Origin of the sequence: Paenibacillus sp. FSL R5-0470 (assembly GCF_037975205.1) — a bacterium.
GTDB lineage: Bacteria > Bacillota > Bacilli > Paenibacillales > Paenibacillaceae > Paenibacillus_AQ.
On the sequence record NZ_CP150238.1, the window covers coordinates 5,393,715 to 5,416,296 of the forward strand.

At 45.3% G+C, this 22,582-nt stretch carries 20 protein-coding genes, 9 tRNA genes and 1 rRNA gene; 6 read left to right on the forward strand and 24 right to left on the reverse strand.

The window, feature by feature from the left end:
• Positions 1-88 precede the first annotated feature (88 nt).
• Positions 89-340 carry a post-transcriptional regulator gene (locus tag MKY99_RS23870; protein ID WP_042191115.1) on the reverse strand — a complete coding sequence of 84 codons (252 nt, stop codon included), beginning with the start codon at positions 338-340 and terminating at the stop codon, positions 89-91.
• 196 nt (positions 341-536) lie between these two features.
• Here MKY99_RS23870 and spoVB point away from each other — a divergent pair, with 196 nt between their 5' ends.
• A complete protein-coding gene (gene spoVB / locus MKY99_RS23875; protein ID WP_339266686.1) occupies positions 537-2,132 on the forward strand; it encodes a stage V sporulation protein B in 1,596 nt (531 codons plus the stop codon).
• 5 nt (positions 2,133-2,137) lie between these two features.
• Here spoVB and MKY99_RS23880 read toward each other — a convergent pair whose 3' ends face one another.
• Positions 2,138-2,902 carry a DUF421 domain-containing protein gene (locus tag MKY99_RS23880; RefSeq protein WP_042191118.1) on the reverse strand — a complete coding sequence of 255 codons (765 nt, stop codon included), beginning with the start codon at positions 2,900-2,902 and terminating at the stop codon, positions 2,138-2,140.
• 225 nt (positions 2,903-3,127) lie between these two features.
• Between MKY99_RS23880 and MKY99_RS23885 the strand changes: the two genes are divergently transcribed.
• Complete coding sequence (locus MKY99_RS23885; RefSeq protein ID WP_339266688.1) at positions 3,128-3,520, forward strand: TIGR04086 family membrane protein; 393 nt, start codon at positions 3,128-3,130, stop codon at positions 3,518-3,520.
• Between the two features lie 110 nt (positions 3,521-3,630).
• Entirely contained in the window at positions 3,631-4,455 is an 825-nt protein-coding gene (locus MKY99_RS23890) for a phosphatase PAP2 family protein (RefSeq protein ID WP_094874239.1), read from the forward strand.
• A 94-nt stretch (positions 4,456-4,549) separates the two neighbouring features.
• Here the strand turns inward: MKY99_RS23890 and yajC are convergent, their stop codons facing one another.
• The 11 genes from yajC to MKY99_RS23945 form a co-directional block, all read right to left on the reverse strand.
• On the reverse strand, positions 4,550-4,858 hold the full coding sequence (gene yajC, locus MKY99_RS23895; RefSeq protein WP_042191123.1) for a preprotein translocase subunit YajC: 309 nt from the start codon (positions 4,856-4,858) through the stop codon (positions 4,550-4,552).
• Between the two features lie 49 nt (positions 4,859-4,907).
• On the reverse strand, positions 4,908-6,044 hold the full coding sequence (gene tgt / locus MKY99_RS23900) for a tRNA guanosine(34) transglycosylase Tgt (protein ID WP_339266691.1): 1,137 nt from the start codon (positions 6,042-6,044) through the stop codon (positions 4,908-4,910).
• Positions 6,045-6,065: 21 nt separating this feature from the next.
• The gene (queA, locus tag MKY99_RS23905) at positions 6,066-7,094 is read right to left on the reverse strand and encodes a tRNA preQ1(34) S-adenosylmethionine ribosyltransferase-isomerase QueA (RefSeq protein WP_339266692.1); all 1,029 of its coding nucleotides are present in this window, start codon (positions 7,092-7,094) and stop codon (positions 6,066-6,068) included.
• A gap of 9 nt (positions 7,095-7,103) precedes the next feature.
• Positions 7,104-9,206 carry a SpoIID/LytB domain-containing protein gene (locus MKY99_RS23910; protein WP_339266694.1) on the reverse strand — a complete coding sequence of 701 codons (2,103 nt, stop codon included), beginning with the start codon at positions 9,204-9,206 and terminating at the stop codon, positions 7,104-7,106.
• A 32-nt stretch (positions 9,207-9,238) separates the two neighbouring features.
• Positions 9,239-10,246, reverse strand: coding sequence for a Holliday junction branch migration DNA helicase RuvB (gene ruvB / locus MKY99_RS23915; RefSeq protein WP_042191128.1), 1,008 nt, complete (start codon positions 10,244-10,246; stop codon positions 9,239-9,241).
• A 36-nt stretch (positions 10,247-10,282) separates the two neighbouring features.
• Positions 10,283-10,900 carry a Holliday junction branch migration protein RuvA gene (gene ruvA, locus MKY99_RS23920; RefSeq protein ID WP_042191130.1) on the reverse strand — a complete coding sequence of 206 codons (618 nt, stop codon included), beginning with the start codon at positions 10,898-10,900 and terminating at the stop codon, positions 10,283-10,285.
• Positions 10,897-11,400 (reverse strand): crossover junction endodeoxyribonuclease RuvC, encoded by a 504-nt coding sequence (gene ruvC, locus MKY99_RS23925; protein ID WP_036677679.1) that lies wholly within the window; start codon positions 11,398-11,400, stop codon positions 10,897-10,899. Before ruvC ends, ruvA begins: the two co-directional genes overlap by 4 nt.
• Before the next feature lie 254 nt (positions 11,401-11,654).
• Complete coding sequence (locus MKY99_RS23930) at positions 11,655-12,374, reverse strand: BofC C-terminal domain-containing protein (RefSeq protein WP_197071247.1); 720 nt, start codon at positions 12,372-12,374, stop codon at positions 11,655-11,657.
• 116 nt (positions 12,375-12,490) lie between these two features.
• Complete coding sequence (locus tag MKY99_RS23935) at positions 12,491-14,617, reverse strand: CocE/NonD family hydrolase (protein WP_339266697.1); 2,127 nt, start codon at positions 14,615-14,617, stop codon at positions 12,491-12,493.
• Between the two features lie 11 nt (positions 14,618-14,628).
• Positions 14,629-15,792, reverse strand: coding sequence for a membrane dipeptidase (locus MKY99_RS23940; RefSeq protein ID WP_339266699.1), 1,164 nt, complete (start codon positions 15,790-15,792; stop codon positions 14,629-14,631).
• An 11-nt stretch (positions 15,793-15,803) separates the two neighbouring features.
• Positions 15,804-16,778: an ornithine cyclodeaminase family protein gene (locus MKY99_RS23945; protein ID WP_076284849.1), complete on the reverse strand. Its 975-nt coding sequence runs from the start codon at positions 16,776-16,778 to the stop codon at positions 15,804-15,806.
• A gap of 184 nt (positions 16,779-16,962) precedes the next feature.
• Between MKY99_RS23945 and MKY99_RS23950 the strand changes: the two genes are divergently transcribed.
• From MKY99_RS23950 to MKY99_RS23960, 3 genes are all read left to right on the forward strand, one after another.
• Positions 16,963-17,898 carry an aldo/keto reductase gene (locus MKY99_RS23950; protein ID WP_339266701.1) on the forward strand — a complete coding sequence of 312 codons (936 nt, stop codon included), beginning with the start codon at positions 16,963-16,965 and terminating at the stop codon, positions 17,896-17,898.
• A 272-nt stretch (positions 17,899-18,170) separates the two neighbouring features.
• A complete protein-coding gene (fabV, locus tag MKY99_RS23955) occupies positions 18,171-19,361 on the forward strand; it encodes an enoyl-ACP reductase FabV (RefSeq protein ID WP_076284851.1) in 1,191 nt (396 codons plus the stop codon).
• A gap of 217 nt (positions 19,362-19,578) precedes the next feature.
• Positions 19,579-20,499, forward strand: a complete 921-nt coding sequence (locus tag MKY99_RS23960; protein ID WP_339266703.1) for an aldo/keto reductase — start codon at positions 19,579-19,581, stop codon at positions 20,497-20,499.
• 118 nt (positions 20,500-20,617) lie between these two features.
• Here the strand turns inward: MKY99_RS23960 and MKY99_RS23965 are convergent.
• From MKY99_RS23965 to rrf, 11 genes are all read right to left on the reverse strand, one after another.
• A tRNA-Lys gene (locus MKY99_RS23965) sits at positions 20,618-20,690 on the reverse strand.
• A gap of 80 nt (positions 20,691-20,770) precedes the next feature.
• Positions 20,771-20,849, reverse strand: a tRNA-Leu gene (locus MKY99_RS23970).
• A 19-nt stretch (positions 20,850-20,868) separates the two neighbouring features.
• Positions 20,869-20,945, reverse strand: a tRNA-Arg gene (locus tag MKY99_RS23975).
• Between the two features lie 10 nt (positions 20,946-20,955).
• Positions 20,956-21,030: transfer RNA gene (locus MKY99_RS23980), tRNA-Gly, on the reverse strand.
• 36 nt (positions 21,031-21,066) lie between these two features.
• Positions 21,067-21,139: transfer RNA gene (locus MKY99_RS23985), tRNA-Lys, on the reverse strand.
• Positions 21,140-21,154: 15 nt separating this feature from the next.
• Positions 21,155-21,232: transfer RNA gene (locus MKY99_RS23990), tRNA-Asp, on the reverse strand.
• Between the two features lie 26 nt (positions 21,233-21,258).
• Positions 21,259-21,335 (reverse strand) — tRNA-Met (locus tag MKY99_RS23995).
• 43 nt (positions 21,336-21,378) lie between these two features.
• Positions 21,379-21,454, reverse strand: a tRNA-Val gene (locus MKY99_RS24000).
• Positions 21,455-21,542: 88 nt separating this feature from the next.
• Positions 21,543-21,617, reverse strand: a tRNA-Glu gene (locus tag MKY99_RS24005).
• A gap of 82 nt (positions 21,618-21,699) precedes the next feature.
• Positions 21,700-22,239: an AAA family ATPase gene (locus MKY99_RS24010; RefSeq protein ID WP_076287119.1), complete on the reverse strand. Its 540-nt coding sequence runs from the start codon at positions 22,237-22,239 to the stop codon at positions 21,700-21,702.
• Positions 22,240-22,370: 131 nt separating this feature from the next.
• A 5S ribosomal RNA gene (gene rrf / locus MKY99_RS24015) occupies positions 22,371-22,487 on the reverse strand.
• Positions 22,488-22,582: the final 95 nt, after the last annotated feature.

Sequence of the window (22,582 nt, forward strand, 5' to 3'; positions counted from 1 at the left end):
TATATAGGAGATGTGAAGTTATTATTATTCTCTTACTTTACTGCTTTATAAGGCTTTTCGCAAAGAAAAGAAGCGAGATGTGTATTGTTCAGTTCAACCCCCGATAAGCTGCAAGAGTCAAATAAGTCATGTAACTATTGGCTTTTAAGGAATAAATATCATTTACCAGCTTATGTAAGGGAGGCATTCCGTCCTTATCATAATTACGACTGATACAATCCCAAATATCCTTGCTGGTTACATACTCATAGCCGAGGAGCCGGAATTCTTCAGCTTTGCTGCGGCACATGGCTTCGATTTCTTCACTATGTTGATCATGATTCCACTGTTCCGATTCCACGTGATGACACCTCCAAAGATCGCTCGTGTTCGTATGCTTACCATAGGTATTCGACCCAAGTTCTCTGCTTTCCTCCTTCCATCACAAAAAGTTACAACTACTAAAACAAGGCATGCCGGGATAGGGGTATAGCATATCCATAAGAATAGACAAGTTGGCCAGCGTTTCATTTCATTTGGGGAAGAAGGCGTGACCTTTGAGGAAACAGAGCTTTATACAAGGAACTTTAATCTTGCTTGCCGCCGGCATCATTAATCGAATGCTTGGATTTATACCCCGAATTGCTTTGCCACGCATCATTGGAGCAGAGGGTGTGGGTCTATATCAGCTCGCGTACCCATTCTTTATCGTGCTGGCTACTGTTATTACAGGCGGACTTCCCCTAGCAATTGCAAAGATGGTAGCGGAAGCAGAGGGAGAGAACCGCCCTGAGAAATCGCGGCAAATTTTACGGACTGGCCTTACTCTTAGTGTCGGACTAGGAATCTTCTTTACCATTGTTGCGCTGGTCAGTGCTTCATGGGTCTCCAATGTGATCTTAACAGACCACAGAGTTTATTATACTTTTATTGCCATGATCCCAATGATTGCAATTGTTGCTGTATCTGCAATATACCGCGGTTATTTTCAAGGCAGGCAGAACATGATTCCTTCCGCACTTTCTTCAGTTTTTGAGTCTATCGTGCGAATATTTTTTATGCTGTGGTTCTCCTGGCTGCTGTTACCTAAAGGTATCGCTTTTGCAGCTGCAGGGGCGATGCTAGGCGTAACGGTGGGAGAGATTGGCGGAATGTTAGCCATTCTGTGGCAATATTATGTCATCACGAAAAAGGATAAAAAAACACCCCCCATCTCAGAACAGCAAACGCTTGAGAAGGAAGTTATACCTCCTGATCCAGATGCCGTACAATCAACTTCTCCCATACTACGGCGTTTACTAGGTGTATCAATTCCTGTTACGGCAAGCCGGCTTGTCGGTTCTTTTTCCTATCTACTGGAATCTATAATTACCGTACGTAGTCTTGCACTAGCCGGAATCGCAACAGCCGCCGCGACTGCTCAATATGGGTCTTTACAGGGAATGGTTATCCCCTTACTGTTGCTTCCCGGTGCGTTAACTTCCTCTCTCGCAGTGTCTTTGGTTCCCTCCTTATCCGAGGCTGCCGCGAGAAAGGACTTACCTACCATTCACAAACGAATGCACCAAGCTCTTCGACTCGCTCTTGTAACAGGGGCTCCCTTTGCTGTTCTTATGTATGTACTGGCAGTCCCACTATGCAACTTGTTATACGGAAATCCGGACACCGCTCCTATGCTAAAACTAATGGCCCCTTTCGCTTTGTTCATCTATGTTCAAGCCCCCTTACAAGCTGCACTTCAAGCTATGGACAGACCGGGAAGGGCACTCATCAATACTCTTATTGGGGCAGTAGTCAAAATCATTCTGATTGTTATATTAGCTTCACAACCAGAATACGGAATCTACGGCGCAATCATCGCCATTATTGTGAACAGCGTTCTTGTTACTCTACTGCACGGGTACAGCGTAGTCAGTCTAATTTCATTATCCTTACGAATAACCGATACCATTAAGACCTTATGTGCAATGATCATTATGGGAGCAGGCGTGCGTTATGTATACATCTCCATTCCCATTGCAGAAGCACAATGGATTCAATTTTTATTTGCCTCTGCGATAGGAATGGCCCTGTACTTCGGTCTCAGTCTATTAGCTGGCCTAATTTCCCTTCGTGATTTGGATCGACTGCCTTTCATTAAGCGTTGGCTTTAGAATGGTTATCGATTATCCAAACGGTCAACATAAACTCGGCCTTTATGGTCTATGGAGCAAAGAAATACATCCCGAAAATCTGATACACCCTTTTGGCGGATCTGTGTTCTTAACCAGAACCTTGTTTTTCCTATCATCTCTAAATTATGATCCTGGACCTTTCCATCCATAATCAATGGAATAGGAAGCCCTTCATATCTGATTTTGTTCTTTGGCAGTTTAACTTTCTGACTGCTTACATCTGCATCCTCATCGGTCTTATTATTCTCAGCAACTGAACTGCTATTGCCTGTTTGATTGGAAGATGAAAGTCCTTTGTCTTTCTCGAAAACGGTAAGCTGTCCACTGGGCTCCAGAATCGCAAATTCCACATCAGCAGGACTGGCGATGTTCTGACCACGCAATTGCTGCAATAGATCATCAATATTGTACCTTTGTTTACGCATCTCTCCCCGGTGCAGCTTGCCTCCAGAAATAAGTATGCTCGGTTTACCGTCCATTAACAGCCGAATCTTTCTACTCTTAAGACTGAGCTGAGCAACTACAACTTGAATGATAACCAGTGTGGCCATCGGAACCAGACCTTCGTAAATCGGGCGATTAATATCCTCGATCACAAAAACAGCAATCTCAGCAATCATAATTGAGATCGTTAGATCAAATACAGACAGCTTACCGATTTCCCTCTTCCCCATGATACGCATGCATAGGAATATGAAGAAATACATCAGCACGGTCAAGAAAATATGGGTAGTGATATGCTGGGACATATAGCTTCGCTCCCCTCCACTCTCACCCGCAGACTTGTTTTCTCGGGCGGATTAATGTAACCCTATTCTGACCGCTCAGCACAGGGAACATTCGGAAGCTCACATATTAATTAATGGTAAAAAGGCTACAATGCCCATTCTTGTACTATTGGGGCAAGCCTCCCCATACAATGAATAATAACTTATGTAGATTATTTTTCTAAAAAAACTTTAGGAGGTTGTACCATGTATTTAATCCGGCGCCTGTTCTCATGGAGAATAGCCAATCCTGTATTGTCTGGCCTATGTCGATCATTCCTTTGGATGCTGCTTGGCGCGTTTGTCCTCTCTCTTTTATTATGGGGCAGCGGTCTGAAGGAGCAGGATCTCTCAATGTACACTTATATAGTGCACGGCATAGCCGCAGCATTCGGAGGACTAACCGCCGGTCGCAGAGCCACGAACAAAGGCTGGTATCAAGGAAGTCTTACAGGAATCTTTTACGGGATTATCGTTCTGTTAATTGGATTTCTGGCACTGGATAGCTCACCCTCTGGTGTTGACCTTCTTTGGGTTCTAGCTGCGGCAGCAATTGGTGCACTTGGCGGAATGTTTGGGGTTAATTTACAGAAAAACTAAAATTATTATTCCATAAAATTCGAAACATTCCTTGGAAATATGTTAAACTGTGATCATCTGACTTCATAAAGAGAATCAAGGAGGCTTCGAATGCTTTGTTTTACCAATCAATGAATCATATTGTTTTGTACACAGTTGCATTAGTAGTGATATTAGTATGGATTGGCGCTCGTCGAAATCCAATCATGGCATTAGTTGAAATCGGAAAAGAGATGCTGCGATCCTACAAGTTTTTGCTACTGATGGTAGGCATGTTTGGTGTACTGGTCTTGAATAAATACGAACTACAAATTGAAGAAAAAATGCATCTTACCTCTGACTATACATCATTTGTATTTGGGCTAGAGGGGCATTTTGTCCAAGCTGTTCAGGATATATTCTATAGTCCATGGCTAACGCCTATCATAGTTTTCTTCTACATTTTCATGCTTCAATCTGTACTAGCAGCTTCTCTAGGTGTCTATCTGTTAGATAAGAACCGTGTGATGCTGTACGCTACCTGCTATGCTATTATCATTAACTATGCTGTAGCAATTCCATTCTACCTATACTTCCCTGTAAATGAGGTATGGTCCTATGTACCTGCAGGCGTTAGATTTACTATGCTGGATGTATTTCCGAAGTTTGAGCAAGAGTACCGCCCTCTATCCGGTCTCAACAACTGCTTCCCGAGTCTACATACGTCCATTTCCGTTACGATGGCATTACTGGCATTCCGTTCAGGAAACCGCCGGTGGATGGTCATTACGAGTATTTCCGCAGTCGTAATCGTCTTTGGTATATTCTATCTGGGCATTCATTGGCTTACAGATATGATAGGCGGCACTCTGCTAGCAGTCCTAGCTTCAACAGTTGGTGTACAGCTTGCCAAATTAACCTTACGGGGACGTGAAGAATCGCTCACCGTTCGCAGCCGAATAACGGATATGCGTTAAACCCATAGATCACGATGAAAGATGAACATCAAAAAAGCGGTGTCATTCTCTTAATGAGAAGACACCGCTTTTTATGTACTTATTAATAACTAAACTATACTTTCTCCTCCACGTCCGTGGCAACGGAGTGACTAATGGAACCGCGATCAAAGGTCAGTTTAGTTACATCATTGACCCGTAGAACCACGATATCATCGGAAATCTCCATGATCGTACCGTGAAGACCACCAATTGTAACGATTTTATCGCCCTTTTTCAGAGACTTCAACATTGCATTACGTGTTTTGGTCTTCTTCTGTTGCGGACGAATCAGCAAGAAGTAGAATACTACAAACATAAGAACGAATGGACCTACAAGACCCAGTATACTACCTCCGCCTGTTGCTGCTGCATATTGAAACATATTTCTCCCCCCTTTCAAAGCACATTAAAACATGGACCTCAACGAAGCTTTAGAAGCCTTTAAGATTATCATATAATCCGTATTTAGCAAAAAACTCATCGCGAAAATCAAGCAGCCGATCTTCCTTGATGGCTTCGCGCACTTTACGCATCAAATCCAACAGGAAGTGCAAGTTATGGTATGTCGTCAATCTAAGTCCGAAGGTTTCATCGGCTTTGATTAGATGGCGCAAATAAGCGCGGGAATAATTCCGGCATGTATAGCAGTTGCACTCCGGATCAAGCGGCCCAAAATCGCGGGCATACTTTGCGTTGCGTACAACGAGTCTTCCCTGACTGGTCATCGTTGTTCCATTACGAGCAATACGGGTAGGCAGAACACAGTCGAACATGTCCACTCCCCGGATTGAACCTTCCAACAGCGCATCCGGTGAACCAACGCCCATCAAATAGCGAGGTTTGCCTTGTGGCAGCAGGGGAACTGTATAATCCAGCACTTCATACATTAGCTGCTTGGACTCTCCGACGCTGAGCCCTCCAATAGCATACCCCGGGAAATCCATGGAAGTCAAATCTGCCGCGCTCTGACGGCGAAGATCCTCATACATACCTCCTTGAACGATAGCGAACAGCCCTTGATCATTCGGGCGAGCATGACTTTTCAGGCAACGTTCTGCCCAGCGTGTTGTACGCTCCAATGATTTTTTCACGTAGTCATATTCCGCTGGGAATGGAGGACACTCATCGAATGCCATCATGATATCAGAGCCAAGTGCGTTCTGAACTTCCATAGCTACTTCAGGAGACAAGAACTTCTTATCCCCATTTAGATGGGAACGGAAATGAACGCCTTCTTCGGTAATCTTGCGCATGTCACTAAGCGAAAATACTTGAAACCCGCCGCTATCCGTTAGAATGGGACGGTTCCAGTTCATGAACTTGTGCAGTCCGCCTGCTTCACGAACAATATCATGGCCCGGTCTCAGGAACAAATGGTACGTATTGCTCAAAATAATATGAGCATCCATCTCTTTCAGTTCTTCAGGACTCATTGTCTTGACTGTAGCTTGTGTGCCGACTGGCATAAATGCAGGTGTCTCAATCACACCATGTGGAGTATGGACTCTTCCAAGTCTTGCTCCGGATTGTTTGCACGTTTTGATGTGCTCATAAGTAATTGCTGCCATAAGTTAACCCATCCTCTTACCTTAGTAAATAAACATTGCATCTCCAAAGCTAAAAAACCGGTACTTCTGCTCTATCGCTTCTTCATAAGCAGCTAGAATATGTTCCCGACCTGCCAAAGCACTAACCAACATCACCAAAGTTGACTTCGGCAAATGAAAATTAGTAATTAACGCACTAACTACACTAAACTTATAGCCCGGATAGATGAAAATATCCGTCCAGCCACTACATTCCACTAGTGGACCGCCTTCGCATTGTCTTCCGACTGTTTCAAGTGTCCGACAAGAAGTTGTCCCTACCGCTATAATGCGACCACCTTGTTCCTTGGTAGCATTTATAGAGTCTGCTGTTTCTTGAGACATTACAAAATACTCTGAATGCATAACATGCTCTTCAACCTTCTCAACAGACATCGGACGGAACGTTCCGAGACCTACATGAAGTGTAATATAAGCAATATTTACACCCTTGGCTTCAATCTGATCCAACAGTTCTTTGGTAAAATGAAGCCCTGCTGTAGGAGCAGCAGCTGATCCTTCATGCTTAGCATAAACGGTCTGATATCGTTCCCGATCATCGAGTGTTTCCTTAATATAAGGAGGCAGTGGCATTGTTCCCAGCCTGTCCAGAATCTCCTGAAAAATACCCTGATAAATGAACCGAAGCGTTCGTCCACCCATATCAGCCTCGTCCTCAATAACAGCACGAAGCTCATCACTAAAGATGATAACCGCTCCTGTCTTGAGCTTTTTACCTGGCTTTACAAGAGCTTCCCAACGATCGTCTCCCAGATTCTTAAGGAGAAGCACTTCAGCTTTAGCCCCCGTATCTTCTTTAGCCCCAAACAATCTGGCAGGAATGACTCTCGTATCATTCAGAACAAGCGTATCTCCCGGTTGAAAATAATTAATAATATCGGTAAAATGCCGGTGAGCCAGCTCCCCATCCTCCTTATTTACTAAGAGCAGTCTAGAAGAGCTACGGTCAGAGAGTGGTGTCTGGGCAATTAATTCTTCCGGTAAATGAAAATCATATGCGTCTACATTCATGGTCTGTCTTCATTCCTTAACTATAGTAACGTTCTGATAATAGTGTTGCAATATCTGCTTGTAATCATACCCGCTGTCAGCCATGCCTTTCACGCCCCATTGCGACATGCCTAGACCATGACCGTATCCTTGGCCAATGAACAGAAAGCCCGAACTGTTAGTAATCGCTCTGGCTGAGGAATCCCCACCCATCACTACAGTTCCACTACCGTTCACATTAACCTTACCTGATGCAGAGAGTACACCTGCGCTCTGTGAACTTCCAATCGTGCTGGTAGCACCGTCAGCGCCTAATACAGTATAACTTCCGGCTGGTACAATATCAAACAATGTACTTGGCAATCCATTGAACGCAGAACGGAACATATCAGGATATTTCACATCCAGTGCCTGACCATTTGCTTTCACCTGAATCGCTCTTCCAGAAGGGCCGCGCTGAGTGACCTGCAGATTAAGGATGCTAGAAGGAAGCGCGCTAGTTGTTTTACCCTGCAAGCTTTTTAGAAGGTCGGCAGAGGTGTATGGCCCTTTGATCCAGCTATAACTACCGGACTCATAGACTTTGTCTAGAACAACAGCATTCTCGCCTGGATTCAGCTTACCTACCGCACTTACACTACTTTCAACAGCAGGAAGCGGGCGTACATTGACATCTTTAGTGGTGGCTGTCGCTATATCCAGTCCCGCTGCAGTTTTATTTCCTGTCAATTTAATGTTATCCTCACGTGCGTATCCAGAGGTGCCATTAGCGAGCAGTAAATAATACCACTTCTTAGCGGTCGCGGTAGCTGCGACATCCTCTTTGCTGGGAACGCTGGCAAATGCATCTCCACCATTGCCCCATACCTCTGATGGATCAGAGGTTACTCCGCCACTGTTCGAGGAGAACACAGCCTCTATAACTTTACCACCGCTCATCAATACTTCACCGGCAGTAGCATCCACTGCCTTAATAATAACTGGAGCCTCTGATCCGATTCCGTTATATACCTGACTCAATGTAGAATCTACTACATTCGCTACTTCGAAACGGTTGCCTTGCGCCATTGCATAGCTTCGGGCCGCGACAGCCTGAGCCTTTAGAGCTTCATCCGGCCAGCTGGAGGAAACCTCTCCTCCAACCACTGCATACAAATATTGTTCCAGTGGCACTTCATTGATAACCGCTAGGGAACCTCTCAAATTACTTAGTTCCATATTTCCACGGTAGGTACGCTTGGATCTTTCTTCGAGCTGAATTCCAGCCTCACTGCCAACGGCCAAAAATTTAGCTTCATTTCCGGAAACCATATAATGATTAGCTTGTGTCTCGCTACTAAGGTCCAGCCCAGCATCCAGACGCATGATTAACCCAGGTGAAGTTGCAGTAGACATAGCAAGCTGTGGCAATGCTGCAGACACTGCGGTCTGAACAGCACCCAAATCTTTGTCGTTCGCAGCTTCGCCTACCCATACCTCAAACTGAGCACTGCCATCACTTCCTGAGAGAAACACCTTCCAGGCATCAAAACCAGCAGCTGTAATACTACTCAGAGCAGTATCAGCTTCTTGTTCCGAAGAATAGCGACCCGCCGATAAATGCTTATCCCCTTTCACCGCAGGGGTTTGATCAGCAGGAATGCCGAGTCCTGCCTTTACTACACGGGCAAGTCCATCCTTGGCAGCAGCTTCACTGGCATAGACACCTGTATACAACTGATACACATTAGTTCCATTTCTAGAAATCATATAAATCTGAGGCTTATCAGAGGTGGACTGAAGCTTTTTAGCCGCATCGGCAGCTGTTTTCCAGCTTGAAGTCTCCATTACCTTTACTCTATAACCATCCACACTAACACGAATTCTGCTCTGGGCAGGCACCGATAACAAAGGAGTGCTCCCTGGTTGGTTTGACATCAAAGTGAAGCTTTGTGTCGATAACATAGTTACTACTGGCACGGTAGATTTATATTTACTACCAATATCGGCATAAAGGGCAACTCGTATCGTACTATTAGAATCGGCATGACTGGCACCCGCAGGGATCAAGAGACTTCCCACAGCAATCGCAGCTGCTAGCAATCCTTTGCTTAGTGGAGCTATTCCTCTCCATTTCATCTTCGTATGCTTCATCCAGCATCCTCCTTTTAAATGTAGTTACTGACTCAGTGCTGCTCCGGAGGGAGCGGAAGGCCTAAGTGATGATAAGCGGCCGGGGTTACAATTCTTCCACGAGGGCTCCGCTGCAAGAATCCTATCTGCAGCAGGTAGGGCTCATAAACATCCTCAATCGTCTGACTCTCCTCACCAATTGTAGCAGCAATCGTATCCAGCCCTACAGGACCGCCACGAAAGCTTGAAATCATTGCTCTTAACATCTTGTGGTCGATGCTGTCCAGCCCACGTGGATCCACTTGTAGCATCTTCAGGGCTTCCCCAGAAATCTCAGGGGTTATAATCCCATCACCGCGCACTTGAGCAAAATCACGGACTCGCTTCAATAGTCGGTTCGCAATCCGCGGCGTTCCACGGGAACGAAGCGCTATCTCTTCCGCCGCATCTCCGACAATCTCAATCCCTAAAAGATCTGCATTTCGAGCAACAATGAAGCTTAGCTCATCTATGGTATAGAACTCCAAGCGGCTGACCACTCCGAAACGATCACGTAGTGGCGCTGACAGCAGGCCAGCACGGGTGGTAGCACCTATAAGTGTGAAAGGCGGCAAATCCAAGCGTACCGAACGGGCACTTGGCCCTTTGCCGATCATGATGTCCAGCGCGAAGTCCTCCATCGCCGGATACATAACCTCCTCCACCGTCCGGTGTAAGCGGTGAATTTCATCGATGAACAGCACATCGCCTTCCTGCAGGTTCGTCAGCAGGGCGGCTAAATCTCCCGGCCGCTCTATCGCAGGACCGGACGTTGTTCGTAAATTCACACCCAGCTCATTGGCGATAATGTTCGCGAGTGTTGTTTTACCGAGACCTGGAGGCCCGTAGAGCAGCACATGATCCAGCGCTTCACTTCTCATTTTGGCCGCTTCGATATATATTTTCAGGTTTTCTTTTACCTGATTCTGTCCGATATATTCTCCCAGATAACGAGGGCGTAAACTTAATTCTACGGCTTGCTCGTCCATCATCAAATTAGCGGATATAATCCGGTCATCCATTCCTATCGCTCCCTTTCTTCAAGGATGTGTTCGGCTTTACTTAGCAATATATAATAGCCCAAGTGCTTTCTTCATCAACACATCTACAGTCCCTGTCTCTGCGCCCTCTTTTTTCATAGCGAGCCACACACGGTCCAATTCACTTTCGGTATAACCCAATCCCTTAAGGGCATCCCTAGCCTCTTGCCAAGCTAACCCATCCGATGCTTCTTCCATTGGAACTGCAAATAATCCCGTTTGCATGGAAGCCATACTGAGTCCGTCCAGCTTGTCCTTCAAATCTAGGATCATCCGCTGCGCCGTCTTCTTGCCAATGCCCGGCAGTTTCGTTAAGAAGGTTATATTCTCTTGGTAAATTGCCGAGATCAACTGATCTGGAGTTCCACCTGTCAGTATTCCGAGCGCAACCTTCGGACCGATCCCAGATACCTCAATCAACTTGCGGAACAATTTTTGCTCCTCCCGAGTCGGGAACCCGAACAGAAGCGTCGCATCCTCACGTGTTTGATAATGAATATAGATCGTTACAGGTCCTTCTACTTTAGCAAAAGCATAAGGGTTCGGGCAGAACACCCGATATCCTACGCCCTGCACATCCAGCACCACATATTCCGACTCTAAATGAACGACGGGTCCTCTTAAGAAATCTATCATTTTCGCAATACCTCATTTAATTTAGAATTAAGACTGCTCGAATGGGCATGACATACCGCTACCGCGAGTGCATCCGCTACATCATCCGGTTTAGGGATCGCCGATAATTTCAGTAGCAGCTTCACCATTTCCTGTACCTGCCGTTTCTCTGCCTTACCATAACCAACTACAGCCTGCTTCACCATCATAGGTGTATATTCCGAGACGGGTAAGCCACGCTGTACTGCAGCTAATATCGTCACTCCGCGGGCCTGTGCTACTGGCAATGCTGTTGTAACATTACGTGCAAAGAACAACTTCTCTATCGCTACAGCATCAGGTTTATATTTATCAATGAGCTGACCCATGCCTTCATAGACATGCAGCAGACGTTCTTCCTCAGGCGTGTGAGCCTCAGTCTGGATACAACCATATTGGACCGGGGTCAACTTATGACCTTCCTTATCCACAAAGCCAAAACCGACAATCGCCAGCCCTGGATCAATTCCCAAAATGCGCAAGCACGATCTCTCCTCTATAACAGGCAGTTTATTCCACCGTTTTCATCCATTACTCCGCTACGAAGCGAACATATGTATTCCTTCAAACCATTATAGCAAAAATACCCCTTCCGGGAGAAAAAAAGTTTACCCTCTGATGCGAAATGACAACTTTAGGCCTACAATGAGAACCTCAAACTTTCTTATATTTGCAAAAAAAAGCTGCCCTATAGCCATTAATAATGACTTTAGGACAGCTGATATGCTTAAGGATGCTATTGCTTATTCTGCATGACATGTTCGGCAGCCTCACGCGCATAGTCACTGAAGGTGGACAATACGCTGTTGTACTCTTCAATATCTTGTACACGAATGCCCTCATGAAGCTCTTTCCAAATACTTTCCGGCAGGGAGGATTTCAAGGAACCCATATCCATTTGAAAAAAGGTCTTCAGAACCTTTTCCTGTACCGGAGGGCCTTTAAACAATTTCAAATTTCCAAATGCATCGACCCCGATATAGGCTTCTTTTTTCGTTAGGGTCGATAGATCATTCACTTTTTGTTCCAGCCACAAATCTCCATCACTGCTGATGAAGCCGCTCCATGCAGGGTGTTCGTGAATTATCTTTTTAAGCTGAAGCGGGTTCTTTACACCTGGCAATGTCTGAACTTCTTCCCCAGATACATACGATATTTTTAAATGAACGGTTCTGCTGAGTCCGCTTTGAGCGATCGTCTGCAACAGTTGCTCGTTTTTTATGGTGCCCTTCTCTTTCTCCTCACCGCTGTCCACGCCTACTTTAAATACAGCTGCGGCCAACTCGCTTTCGGCACTATCCGTCCAACTAGAATCCGTCAGCAGTCCACTGATTTCCTCAGGTACCTGCATACTGCGCCATGCCAGTACAGTAAGAGCTAAACAAGCTGCCCCTACCCAAAGCGCCTTTTTCCAACGTCTCCATCGCTGCCAAAGTTGTTTTTTTATGCGCGACACGTTAATCCCTTCATTCTGGTTTTTCCCTATTGTGACCTGAGAAGGGATCATTTATGCGCTTTTCTGTGAATAATCGCTATTTTATCCTAATTGCAAGGTTGACCTTGCAGTATCGTTCAAGCGTTAGGAATAACCGGCAGCTTCACATGGCTTGGATATTCACTATTATGGTAAACAGTCTGCAGCACTGTAATCGCCTCTGAATCTTCATACGGGTTACCACCAGTATTCGTATTCGGGAAAGCAACGAATTTACTGGAAGAGGTAATCGAAAAACGAATTCGGTGTCCTACCGCAAATCTGTGAGCAATATTCGGCATGAAAATATCGTATGCCTCCACTTGCCCTGGCGTGAGCAGTTCTGGTGCATCAAACCCATGACGATATTTAGCTCTGACAATATAGTTAGATAACCGGATAGAGTCTCCATGTTCATTCACATCACTAAGCGTAACTACCCAATCCGTATCCTTACCTGTGCTAGCGGCGTAGATGACAGCAGACAATTCGCCAGCAATAGTCAATTCTTCCGTCAACACCTCACTAGTGTACACAAGAATATCATTTCGGAGCTCATATTTCCGCAAATTTTCAGGCTCCCGCTCACCGCTATCATTCATAGGATCATTTGGGTTATAGACATAAGTATCTTCTGGAGAGTGTTCCTCTGGCGCTGTGAGCAGCTTCCCGTCTCCTTGTCCTGAATTAGCACGGCCAGCACTGGAAAGATAAAACGGCGTAGTTGTAGCTTCAACTGGTGTCCAATCCTCCGACGTTCTCCACTGATTCTCACCAACGACATAATAAGAGGCTCTAGGCTCCTGATCTATTCCGTTCGGAATGCCTTTGAGGAAGCGGTCGAACCAGCGCAGTACAGAAACATCATAATCATAGACGACTGCATCATTGCCGAAGCTTACTCCCTCATAATCTCTGGCTCGGTTTGGCCCATGCTCCCATGCACCCAGACGGATTTTACGATTTGGCACATCATGTTCAGTCAGCATTCTCCAAGTCTCCGATACGCCAGGGCTGTCGCCATCATACCAGCCTGAGATCACATACATAGGGACCTGCACTTGATCCCCACGTTCCGTAAAGGTACAGTTTCTCCAGAAATCATCATACTCCGGATGCTGGCTCCACAAATCCCATGGTCCTGATGCTTTGCCGATCATTTGCTGTGGAATCTCCTTAATCGGTCTCGCATCAACGGCCGCTTCTGGGTTCACTGTAATGCCCCCAAAAATATCAAAATCCGTCCGGGTACCCACAGATTGTGCAAGCGTCCAAGACAAGAGTGGCCAGGAGCAAAGCGTCCCACCCTTACGCGCTGTATCTACAAACGGTGAGCCAACATTCACTTCATCCACAACAGCCTTCAAATTAGGGTGCCCACTCGTCGCCGCCGAGACAACCACAAAGCCGAGATAGGACGCGCCCCACATTCCAACATTGCCATCTGACCAATCCTGCGCGATAATCCAATCGATCGTATCGTAGCCATCATCCCGTTCATTATAAAAAGGGATCAATTCCCCTTCCGAATCCGCCCGACCTCTAACGTCCTGTGACACCACTGCATAACCTTTGTTAGCCCATCTCATAAAAATCTCTTTTTTCCCGTTACGGTCATAGCAGGTTCTTACAAGAATCGTCGGCAGCTTGGTTCCCGGCTGAATGCCCTCAGGAAGAAACACATCCGTAGCCAGTCTCACGCCATCACGCATCGGAATCAGATCCGTACCCAAATCATTTACACCATACTCTGGTTTGGACAAAAGGGGATCATCATAAACAACCAGAGGCGTCAGCTTCTCATATCCTGCTTTAACAATCAGCTCGATGCCATACCGATTCGGCGTAAGAAAGGCAATAATCTCACCATCCAAGGTCACAATATCCAGTGCCGTCTCTTTTCGTAGCGCCCATACTTGTGAAGTAAGCTCACGGCCATCCAATACAGCCTGATACTGAATATGCTTTTGATAAAGATCACCATTACTTAGAACTACCTCATCATTGACCCATTCTGCTTTAGCGTAAGCGTCCATGTGTTCGTGGATTTTTTGAAATGGAAGAACGGTCTTGAACTGACTATCCAGCGCATTGTATTGCATTTGTGTTCGTCTGCGTGGATCAACCTTAGCGAGTTTAATTTGTTGTTCCGTAAAATGTATTTTCCCTGAATAAATGCCAGAACAGTAGAAGTTAAATGTAGTTGTGTTCAAGTATGTTGTCATCTATTTATCCCCTATCTCCAAATTTCTTCAAATACACGCAGCCAGTTGCCACCCATAATCTTTGCAATATCCTCATCCTTATAACCGCGAGCCACTAGACCTCTAGTAAAGTTGATAAAATAGCTATATTTTTCAAGCCCAGCAACGGTTTCAGTAGAAGGTCCGTCTCCTTTGGCAAATCCTAGCTTAGGTGCAATATGTTCTTTAAAATAAACCAATGACCAGAGCACATCGCTCATCGGCCAATCCGTTCCAATCCCGACATGATCCACGCCTACAAGCCGAATCACATATTCGATATGATCCAGCACATGATCAATGGTCGTATGGTTAGGATCTTCATGAACAAACCACGGCATAGCAAAAATACCGATGACTCCACCCGTCTTCGCTATCGCGATAATCTCTTCATCACTTTTACAGCGCATATGTGGATAGATAGCCTCTACACCCGTGTGTGAAGCAATGACTGGAGTCTTAGAATACTGACAAGCATCGAGCGTGGTCTGTTTTCCACAATGTCCCGTATCTACAATGATCCCGAGCTTGTTCAAACGCTCAATGAATCTTTTTCCATAATTCGTAATCCCAGCGTTCGACTGTTCTGCACAACCTGCACCGACCTGATTCTGATTGTTATAAGTTAATTGTAAAATTCTTAAGCCAAAATTATGTAACACATCTAATAGGTCCAGATTGGTACCCAGGCCATCTGTTTCTTGTGCCGTGATAATACCCGCTTTATGCCCATTACGCTTGGCTGAACGAATGTCCTCTGCGGTTAATGCTTTTACTAACCAATCTGCGGAGTCGAACTGAAGCTGAACTTCAGCCATGCTAGTGACCATGCTTTCTAAAGATTCTAAGTGAAGTTCCCGGTTACCCGCGGTAATTCCCGATTTATACCATTCACTTTTATACTCGGGGATCTCACCGCTGGCCAACAGCTTTGTGATCATTTTTGCTGGCATGCTGCTATATATCATCGGCTCATCTTTATAGGGCTCACACAGCTCTTTTATTTTTTTAGACACAGACTCTGGAATTGCGTTTGGAGATAAGGGACCTTGAAATAGCAAATCAATATTAATGTTCTGCTCATGCAAATGTACGGCCCGCTCTTCGTCTTGCTCCGTCAACTTGAAATCATACAAACCTTCATATGTGCTCATCATGTGGTCGCTCCTTAGAATGCAATTTCAATGCCTTTTTGTAATTTAACAGCTTCATTATAAATGAAGTTGGCTGCTGCTAAATCCTCTATTGCAAGTCCTAGTCCTTTAAAAAGAGTGATCTCATCAGCTGTAGCTCTGCCCTCAATATTCCCGCTGATCAGTTCACCGATTTCACCGATAATATGGCCTGAAGTAATCACGCCTTCGTTCAGCGGAATTAAATAATCCCCAGATTCATTATGCGCGGATTCCAATCGGTCTACATATAACTTAGCTAACCGTACGGTCTCCGAATCCAGCTCACGATCCGCTGCTCTGCAGGCTCCAACCGCATTGATATGTACTCCAGGCTTCAGCCATTCCCCTTTGAGCACAGGCTCTGTGGATGCTGTTACGGTACAAATGATATCTGCTGGATTAACTGCCTCTTGAATAGACTCAGCCACAAGGATGTCCACACCATATTTACGGCTCATTTCTGCTTGGAAATCTCTTGCCTTTGCAAGTGTTCTACTCCAAACTCTGACCTCACGAATCGATCGAACCAGTAGCATCGCTTCCAGATGGCTTTTGGCTTGCTCGCCGGTACCTAGAATGGCAAGCACCTCTGCATCTTCTCTAGCCAGATAACGAGTGGCTACTGCGCTAACAGCCGCTGTGCGAATTGCGGTAATCTTCTGTCCATCTACTACAGCTTTCAGAATACCGGTAGAAGAATCGAATAACGTAACAAGGCCTTGATGCGAAGGTAAACCTAAGCCATGGTTGCTTGGAAACACACTGATGATTTTGGCACCTGCTACTTCTTCACTCTGCAAAAAGCCCGGCATTAAGCCAATCAGATTGCCTTGGTGCAGCGGGAGTACTTGTCTTAAGCTCTGTATGGCTTGTCCTGCGGACAAGTCCTTCAAAACGGATTCCATCACTGTGATGCAAGACTCCATTGCTAATAGCTCAGCCACTTCATTTTGATTAATAACTAGCATAAGACAAACCTCCTTTACTTCATTGTGGCAACAAATGTGGGAACGCAAAATTATTCTTTATATCATAACTTATACGCTTTAAATATTCATGTATAAAGCTGGAAATCAGCAATTTGTCTTACCACGGGCTATTAGCTATACTTAATATAGTTCATATTCTATTTTAAGGAGCTGATGATTGATTATGTCTAGTAAAATAACTTTAGGTAGAACAAATTTGCAGGTACTCCCTCTCGGACTGGGTGCCAATGCTGTTGGTGGGCATAATTTATTTCCCGGCTTAAATGATGAGACTGGTAAAGACATCGTTCGCAACGCTCTTGACCATGGGATCAATTTCATTGATACCGCTTTTATCTATGGTCCAGGTAGATCCGAGGAACTTATTGGAGAAGTGCTGAGAGAAAGAGGCGGCCGTGACAATGTGGTTATTGCTACTAAGGGCGCTCACAAGATTACTGGCGATAAGGTTACGATCGACAACTCTCCAGCTTTTCTAAGACAGTCTGTGGAAGACAGCTTGAAACGCCTCCAGACCGATTATATCGATCTTTACTATATTCATTTCCCTGATGAAAGCACTCCTAAGGATGAAGCTGTTGGCGAGCTTAAGAAGCTGAAGGATGAAGGAAAGATCAAAGCGATTGGGGTCTCCAACTTCTCCATTGAACAGCTGAGAGAAGCCAATAAGGACGGGCATGTGGATGTTCTCCAATCCCATTACAACCTGCTGCACCGTGATGCAGAAAAAGAACTGCTCCCTTACACGCAGGAGCTTGGCATTTCTTTCGTTCCTTACTTCCCACTCGCGTCCGGCCTTCTTGGCGGCAAGTATAAGCAAGGGGATACGTTCAGCGACAATAGAAAGAACAACCCAATGTTTCAAGGAGCGACCTTTGCCAAAAACCTGGAGAAGGTGGACAAGGTTCGCCAAATTGCCGATTCCAAAGGTGTTGAAGTCGCACATGTGGTGCTAGCCTGGTATTTGACCGTACCTTCCATCGACGCACTTATTCCCGGAGCTAAACGTCCGGAACAGATCGTATCGAATCTCCAGACTCTAAAAGTTCAGCTGACACCAGATGAGATCAAAGCGATTGATTCAATCTTCCGTACGTAATAGATCCTTATATGTAAGTAATGTAAAGGGGGTTGTCCTTGAAGTCATGAAATGGCTACTGGGGCAGCCCCTTTTCTAAGGAATAGCGTCACTGGAGTCCGCAAGCCTTAATAAATGATCAAGACTCGATAGCACAGCTAGCTAACAAACAAAAATACAGGGTAGCGGATTCTTACCGAATATCCTAAATTCTTTGTATTAGTAAATATTGTTTGCTATACTTTCTCTGTGTATCAGTAGACTTAAATTTTTATACAAAGGGGAATTCCTTGATGATTATTCAACCTAAAACACGCGGATTTATATGCACAACAGCCCATCCAGAGGGATGCGCCAAACAAATAGAACAACAAATTGAATATGTAAAAGCACAAAAGAAAATTGAGGGACCTGCGAATGTACTTGTCATCGGTGCCTCTACCGGATACGGACTGGCTTCTAGAATTTCAGCTGCTTTTGGTGCTGGCGCCAATACCATTGGTGTGTTCTTCGATAAGGCTGCGGAAGGTCAGCGCACCGCATCTGCAGGCTGGTACAACTCCGCTGCCTTTGAACAACAAGCAGCAGAGCTTGGACTTAAATCACACAGCATAGTTGGCGATGCCTTCTCTGATGCGATTAAAGAGAAGACCATTGCACTGATTAAAGCTGAATATGGCACCATCGATTTAGTTATTTATAGTGTCGCTTCACCTCGTCGTACCCATCCGGTAACAGGAGAAACCTTCTCCTCCGTTATTAAACCGGTGGGAACAGCTTATTCGAATAAAACCTTGAACTTCCATACAGGCGAAGTATCCATGACCACCATTGAGCCTGCTAATGAAGAGGAAGTACGTCAGACCATCGCTGTAATGGGAGGCGAAGACTGGAGAATGTGGATCGATCAGCTTCAAGCAGCTGATGTCCTTGCAGATGGTGCTACTACCGTTGCTTACTCCTACATCGGGCCTGAAATCACTCACCCTATCTATCGGGACGGAACAATTGGCCAAGCCAAGCACGATCTGGAACAGACTGCGATCCAAATGAATGACCTTCTTTCATCAAAAGGCGGACGTGCCTTTGTATCCGTTAATAAGGCGCTCGTAACTCAGTCCAGCTCAGCTATTCCTGTAGTACCCCTTTATATCTCTGCACTTTATGAAGTGATGAAGGAAAAAGGCCTGCACGAGAACTGTATTGAACAAATGTATCGCTTGTTCTCTGAGCACCTATACGGTGAAGGCAAGGCTACTGCTGACGGCAGCTGCTTGATCCGCATTGACGACTGGGAAATGCGTGAGGACGTTCAGACAGAGGTTATGAAACGTTGGGACGAGCTGACAACTGATAATGCAGGTGAGCTGGCAGATCTTGAAGGCTACCGCCAAGATTTCTTCAATCTGTTTGGCTTTAGAACAGATGGCGTAGACTACGAAGCAGATATTGATCCTAATGTCGACATTCCGAATATGTATTAAAATGATTCTGAATACATCCATATGCTAATTCTGGATGTATAAACAAAGAGGTTGTCTGCAAAAGTAGTGAAGTCTACTGATGTGGCGGCCTCTTTTTTGTACTTTGCTTACAACCTACCTATACGTCGTAGGGCATATTGGCTTAGCCTCCCACTTTGTGATATGGTTTGATAGAATACTGCAAGTTCTAACTTACATTCTAAGGAGTGAATCACTCATGGTTAAGAAAATTAGTGTAGCGAATGGTGTACTTGACGTATCCCAAATTTCGCTGGGCTGTATGCGGATTGCGGATTTGTCTGCAAAAGAGGCTGATACACATGTACATAGTGCGTTGGAGCTCGGAATAGACTTCTTTGATCATGCCGACATTTATGCGGACGGCAAAGCTGAAGAGGTATTCGCAGGGGTACTTCAGAACAATCCTGGTATGCGTGATAAAATGCTGATCCAAACCAAATGCGGAATCCGCAAGGGCTATTTTGATTTTTCCAAAGAGCATATCCTACAATCCGTGGAGGGTAGCCTAAAACGCTTGAAGACCGATTATATCGATGTGCTCTTACTTCACCGTCCTGACACGCTGTTCGAGCCGGAAGAAGTGGCTGAGGCTTTTGACATTCTGGAGAGCAAGGGATTGGTCAAGCATTTTGGTGTCAGCAACCAGAACCCGTTACAAATCGAGCTACTTAAGAAAAATGTAAAGCAACCGCTGCTGTTCAACCAGCTGCAATTGAGCATTATGTTTACGGGTATGATTGATACCGGCTTCAATGTGAATATGACTAACTCCGGTTCGGTTGTTCATGACGGCGGGATCTTAGAGTACAGCCGTCTACACGACATGACCATTCAGCCATGGTCACCTTTCCAATATGGGTTCTTTGAAGGTGTATTCTTGGACAACGACAAGTTCCCTGAATTGAACGAGGTCATTAACCGCTTAGCAGCTGAAAAAGAGGTTTCCAATACCGCTATTGCCATTGCCTGGATTCTCAGACATCCGGCAAATATGCAGCCTGTTGTAGGTACAACCAATACGCAGCGATTGCGGGATATTGCCAAAGCATCCGATATTACACTCACCAGACCAGAATGGTATGAAATTTACCGCGCTGCGGGTAATATCCTTCCATAAATATCAAAAGCCACAAAGTACGCTAATATCGTACTTTGTGGCTTTTTTTGTGACTATAATTGAAACCGTATAACTCTTATAAAAAAAGAAACGGCATCTCTGCCGTTTCTTTTAAGGATGGACTCTCAGGGGCTCGAACCCTGGACAAATAGATTAAGAGTCTACTGCTCTACCAACTGAGCTAAGAGTCCACAATATAATGATTTACCTTACTATACTTGAAAAGCAAAAGCCCTTAGCTTAACGCATAAGAGCTTCGCTTGCTAATTGATACCGGCGAGAGGACTCGAACCTCCACGGTTTCCCTCTCGATTTTGAGTCGAGCGCGTCTGCCATTCCGCCACGCCGGCAAAGTATGAAGTTAAAATATGGCGCGCCCTGAGAGATTCGAACTCCCGGCCTTTTGATTCGTAGTCAAACGCTCTATCCAGCTGAGCTAAGGGCGCAAAATTTATATGGAGCGGACGACGGGAATCGAACCCGCGACCCTCGCCTTGGCAAGGCGATGCTCTACCGCTGAGCCACGTCCGCACACGGTATGTATTAGTGTCCGACTCACTTAAGAAGTGAGCCATGAAGGACTCGAACCTTCGACACCCTGATTAAAAGTCAGGTGCTCTACCAACTGAGCTAATGGCTCATGAAGCAAGAAAAATGGCGGAACCGACGAGATTCGAACTCGCGATCTCCTGCGTGACAGGCAGGCATGTTAGGCCAACTACACCACGGTTCCAAAAGATATAATTGCTTGATGAAAATTGGTTGCGGGGGCAGGATTTGAACCTGCGGCCTTCGGGTTATGAGCCCGACGAGCTACCGGGCTGCTCCACCCCGCGTCATTAAAAATATTTAGCTATTCATTACCATAAGAAAGCTTAATGGTGGAGGCTGAGGGGATCGAACCCCCGACCCTCTGCTTGTAAGGCAGATGCTCTCCCAGCTGAGCTAAGCCTCCATGTAAAGAAGCAACTCAATTATCATAACACAATCCAACCTGTAATGCAACATTTTATTTCAGAAGAACAATTACGTTTCAAAGAAATTGGTGACCCGTATGGGATTCGAACCCATGTTACCTCCGTGAAAGGGAGGTGTCTTAACCCCTTGACCAACGGGCCGTATTGAAAACAAAATGTTTTGACAACAAAAAAGATTATATCATGTATTTCGAAGTATAGCAATACCTAAATTAATATATTTTCACTTTTCTTCTATAATAGGCGTTAAAGTGATATCAAGCTTACTAGCTATCATCTTTACGACTCCTAGAGTAGTCAGGTTATTTGTGTCTAAATGGTCTTTGAATACGTCCTTGTTAAGCCCTGTGAGGCATCTGTCGATCTGTTGAACGGCCCACGAGTCATTCCCTTCACCTCTACCACCCAATCTCTTGAGCAGCGTCTCTCGTGAGGCACACAAAGTAAAATGATGAACCTCTAATCCCTCATTTATTAGATTACCAGCAATGTCCATCCAATATTCTGGGTTGACTATGGTCATAGGTACGATAATCGTTCCCCTATATTCGCTAGCTATGTATTTTAACATGGAATGGTTAATTTCACGCCAAAGATAATAGTCCTGAAAATCACTTTTTGTCATCACATCGGGAATGTTTGCTCTTATGTAATACCCTACATTCTCTGGATCGTATACAAAAGAATCAGGAAGTCTGCGATGTAATTCATATGCAGTTTCTGTCTTCCCCGCACCAAAAGCTCCATTGATCCATATAATCAAGATCTTTCCCCCATGAATAATTTATTAGTGACTCTATTAAACCACTTTATCATAAAAACCCTTACAAGCAAATTCACTCTACAATGCACAACAAAAAGACCACTGTCGATTACTCAACAGTGGTCTTGCGTGCTTGGCAACGTCCTACTCTCCCAGGACCCTTCGGTCCAAGTACCATCGGCGCTGGAGGGCTTAACGGTCGTGTTCGGGATGGGTACGCGTGGAACCCCTCCGCTATCGCCACCAAACATGCGTCTGTGAAACAGACGCTGCCGCGTGAAATTTCGTTCATCACCAGTAGTGAGAATGAATTTCTAAGCGTGTTACAGGCTTGATGCCTGAA

Bases quoted from the DNA above. Each gene is read 5' to 3' on its own strand.
- MKY99_RS23880 (WP_042191118.1), bottom strand. From the start codon at position 2,902: ATGTCCCAGCATATCACTACCCATATTTTCTTGACCGTGCTGATGTAT.
- MKY99_RS23885 (WP_339266688.1), top strand. From the start codon at position 3,128: ATGTATTTAATCCGGCGCCTGTTCTCATGGAGAATAGCCAATCCTGTA.
- MKY99_RS23890 (WP_094874239.1), top strand. From the start codon at position 3,631: ATGAATCATATTGTTTTGTACACAGTTGCATTAGTAGTGATATTAGTA.
- yajC (WP_042191123.1), bottom strand. From the start codon at position 4,858: ATGTTTCAATATGCAGCAGCAACAGGCGGAGGTAGTATACTGGGTCTT.
- tgt (WP_339266691.1), bottom strand. From the start codon at position 6,044: ATGGCAGCAATTACTTATGAGCACATCAAAACGTGCAAACAATCCGGA.
- queA (WP_339266692.1), bottom strand. From the start codon at position 7,094: ATGAATGTAGACGCATATGATTTTCATTTACCGGAAGAATTAATTGCC.
- MKY99_RS23910 (WP_339266694.1), bottom strand. From the start codon at position 9,206: ATGAAGCATACGAAGATGAAATGGAGAGGAATAGCTCCACTAAGCAAA.
- ruvB (WP_042191128.1), bottom strand. From the start codon at position 10,246: ATGGATGACCGGATTATATCCGCTAATTTGATGATGGACGAGCAAGCC.
- ruvA (WP_042191130.1), bottom strand. From the start codon at position 10,900: ATGATAGATTTCTTAAGAGGACCCGTCGTTCATTTAGAGTCGGAATAT.
- MKY99_RS23935 (WP_339266697.1), bottom strand. From the start codon at position 14,617: ATGACAACATACTTGAACACAACTACATTTAACTTCTACTGTTCTGGC.
- MKY99_RS23940 (WP_339266699.1), bottom strand. From the start codon at position 15,792: ATGATGAGCACATATGAAGGTTTGTATGATTTCAAGTTGACGGAGCAA.
- MKY99_RS23945 (WP_076284849.1), bottom strand. From the start codon at position 16,778: ATGCTAGTTATTAATCAAAATGAAGTGGCTGAGCTATTAGCAATGGAG.
- MKY99_RS23950 (WP_339266701.1), top strand. From the start codon at position 16,963: ATGTCTAGTAAAATAACTTTAGGTAGAACAAATTTGCAGGTACTCCCT.
- fabV (WP_076284851.1), top strand. From the start codon at position 18,171: ATGATTATTCAACCTAAAACACGCGGATTTATATGCACAACAGCCCAT.
- MKY99_RS23960 (WP_339266703.1), top strand. From the start codon at position 19,579: ATGGTTAAGAAAATTAGTGTAGCGAATGGTGTACTTGACGTATCCCAA.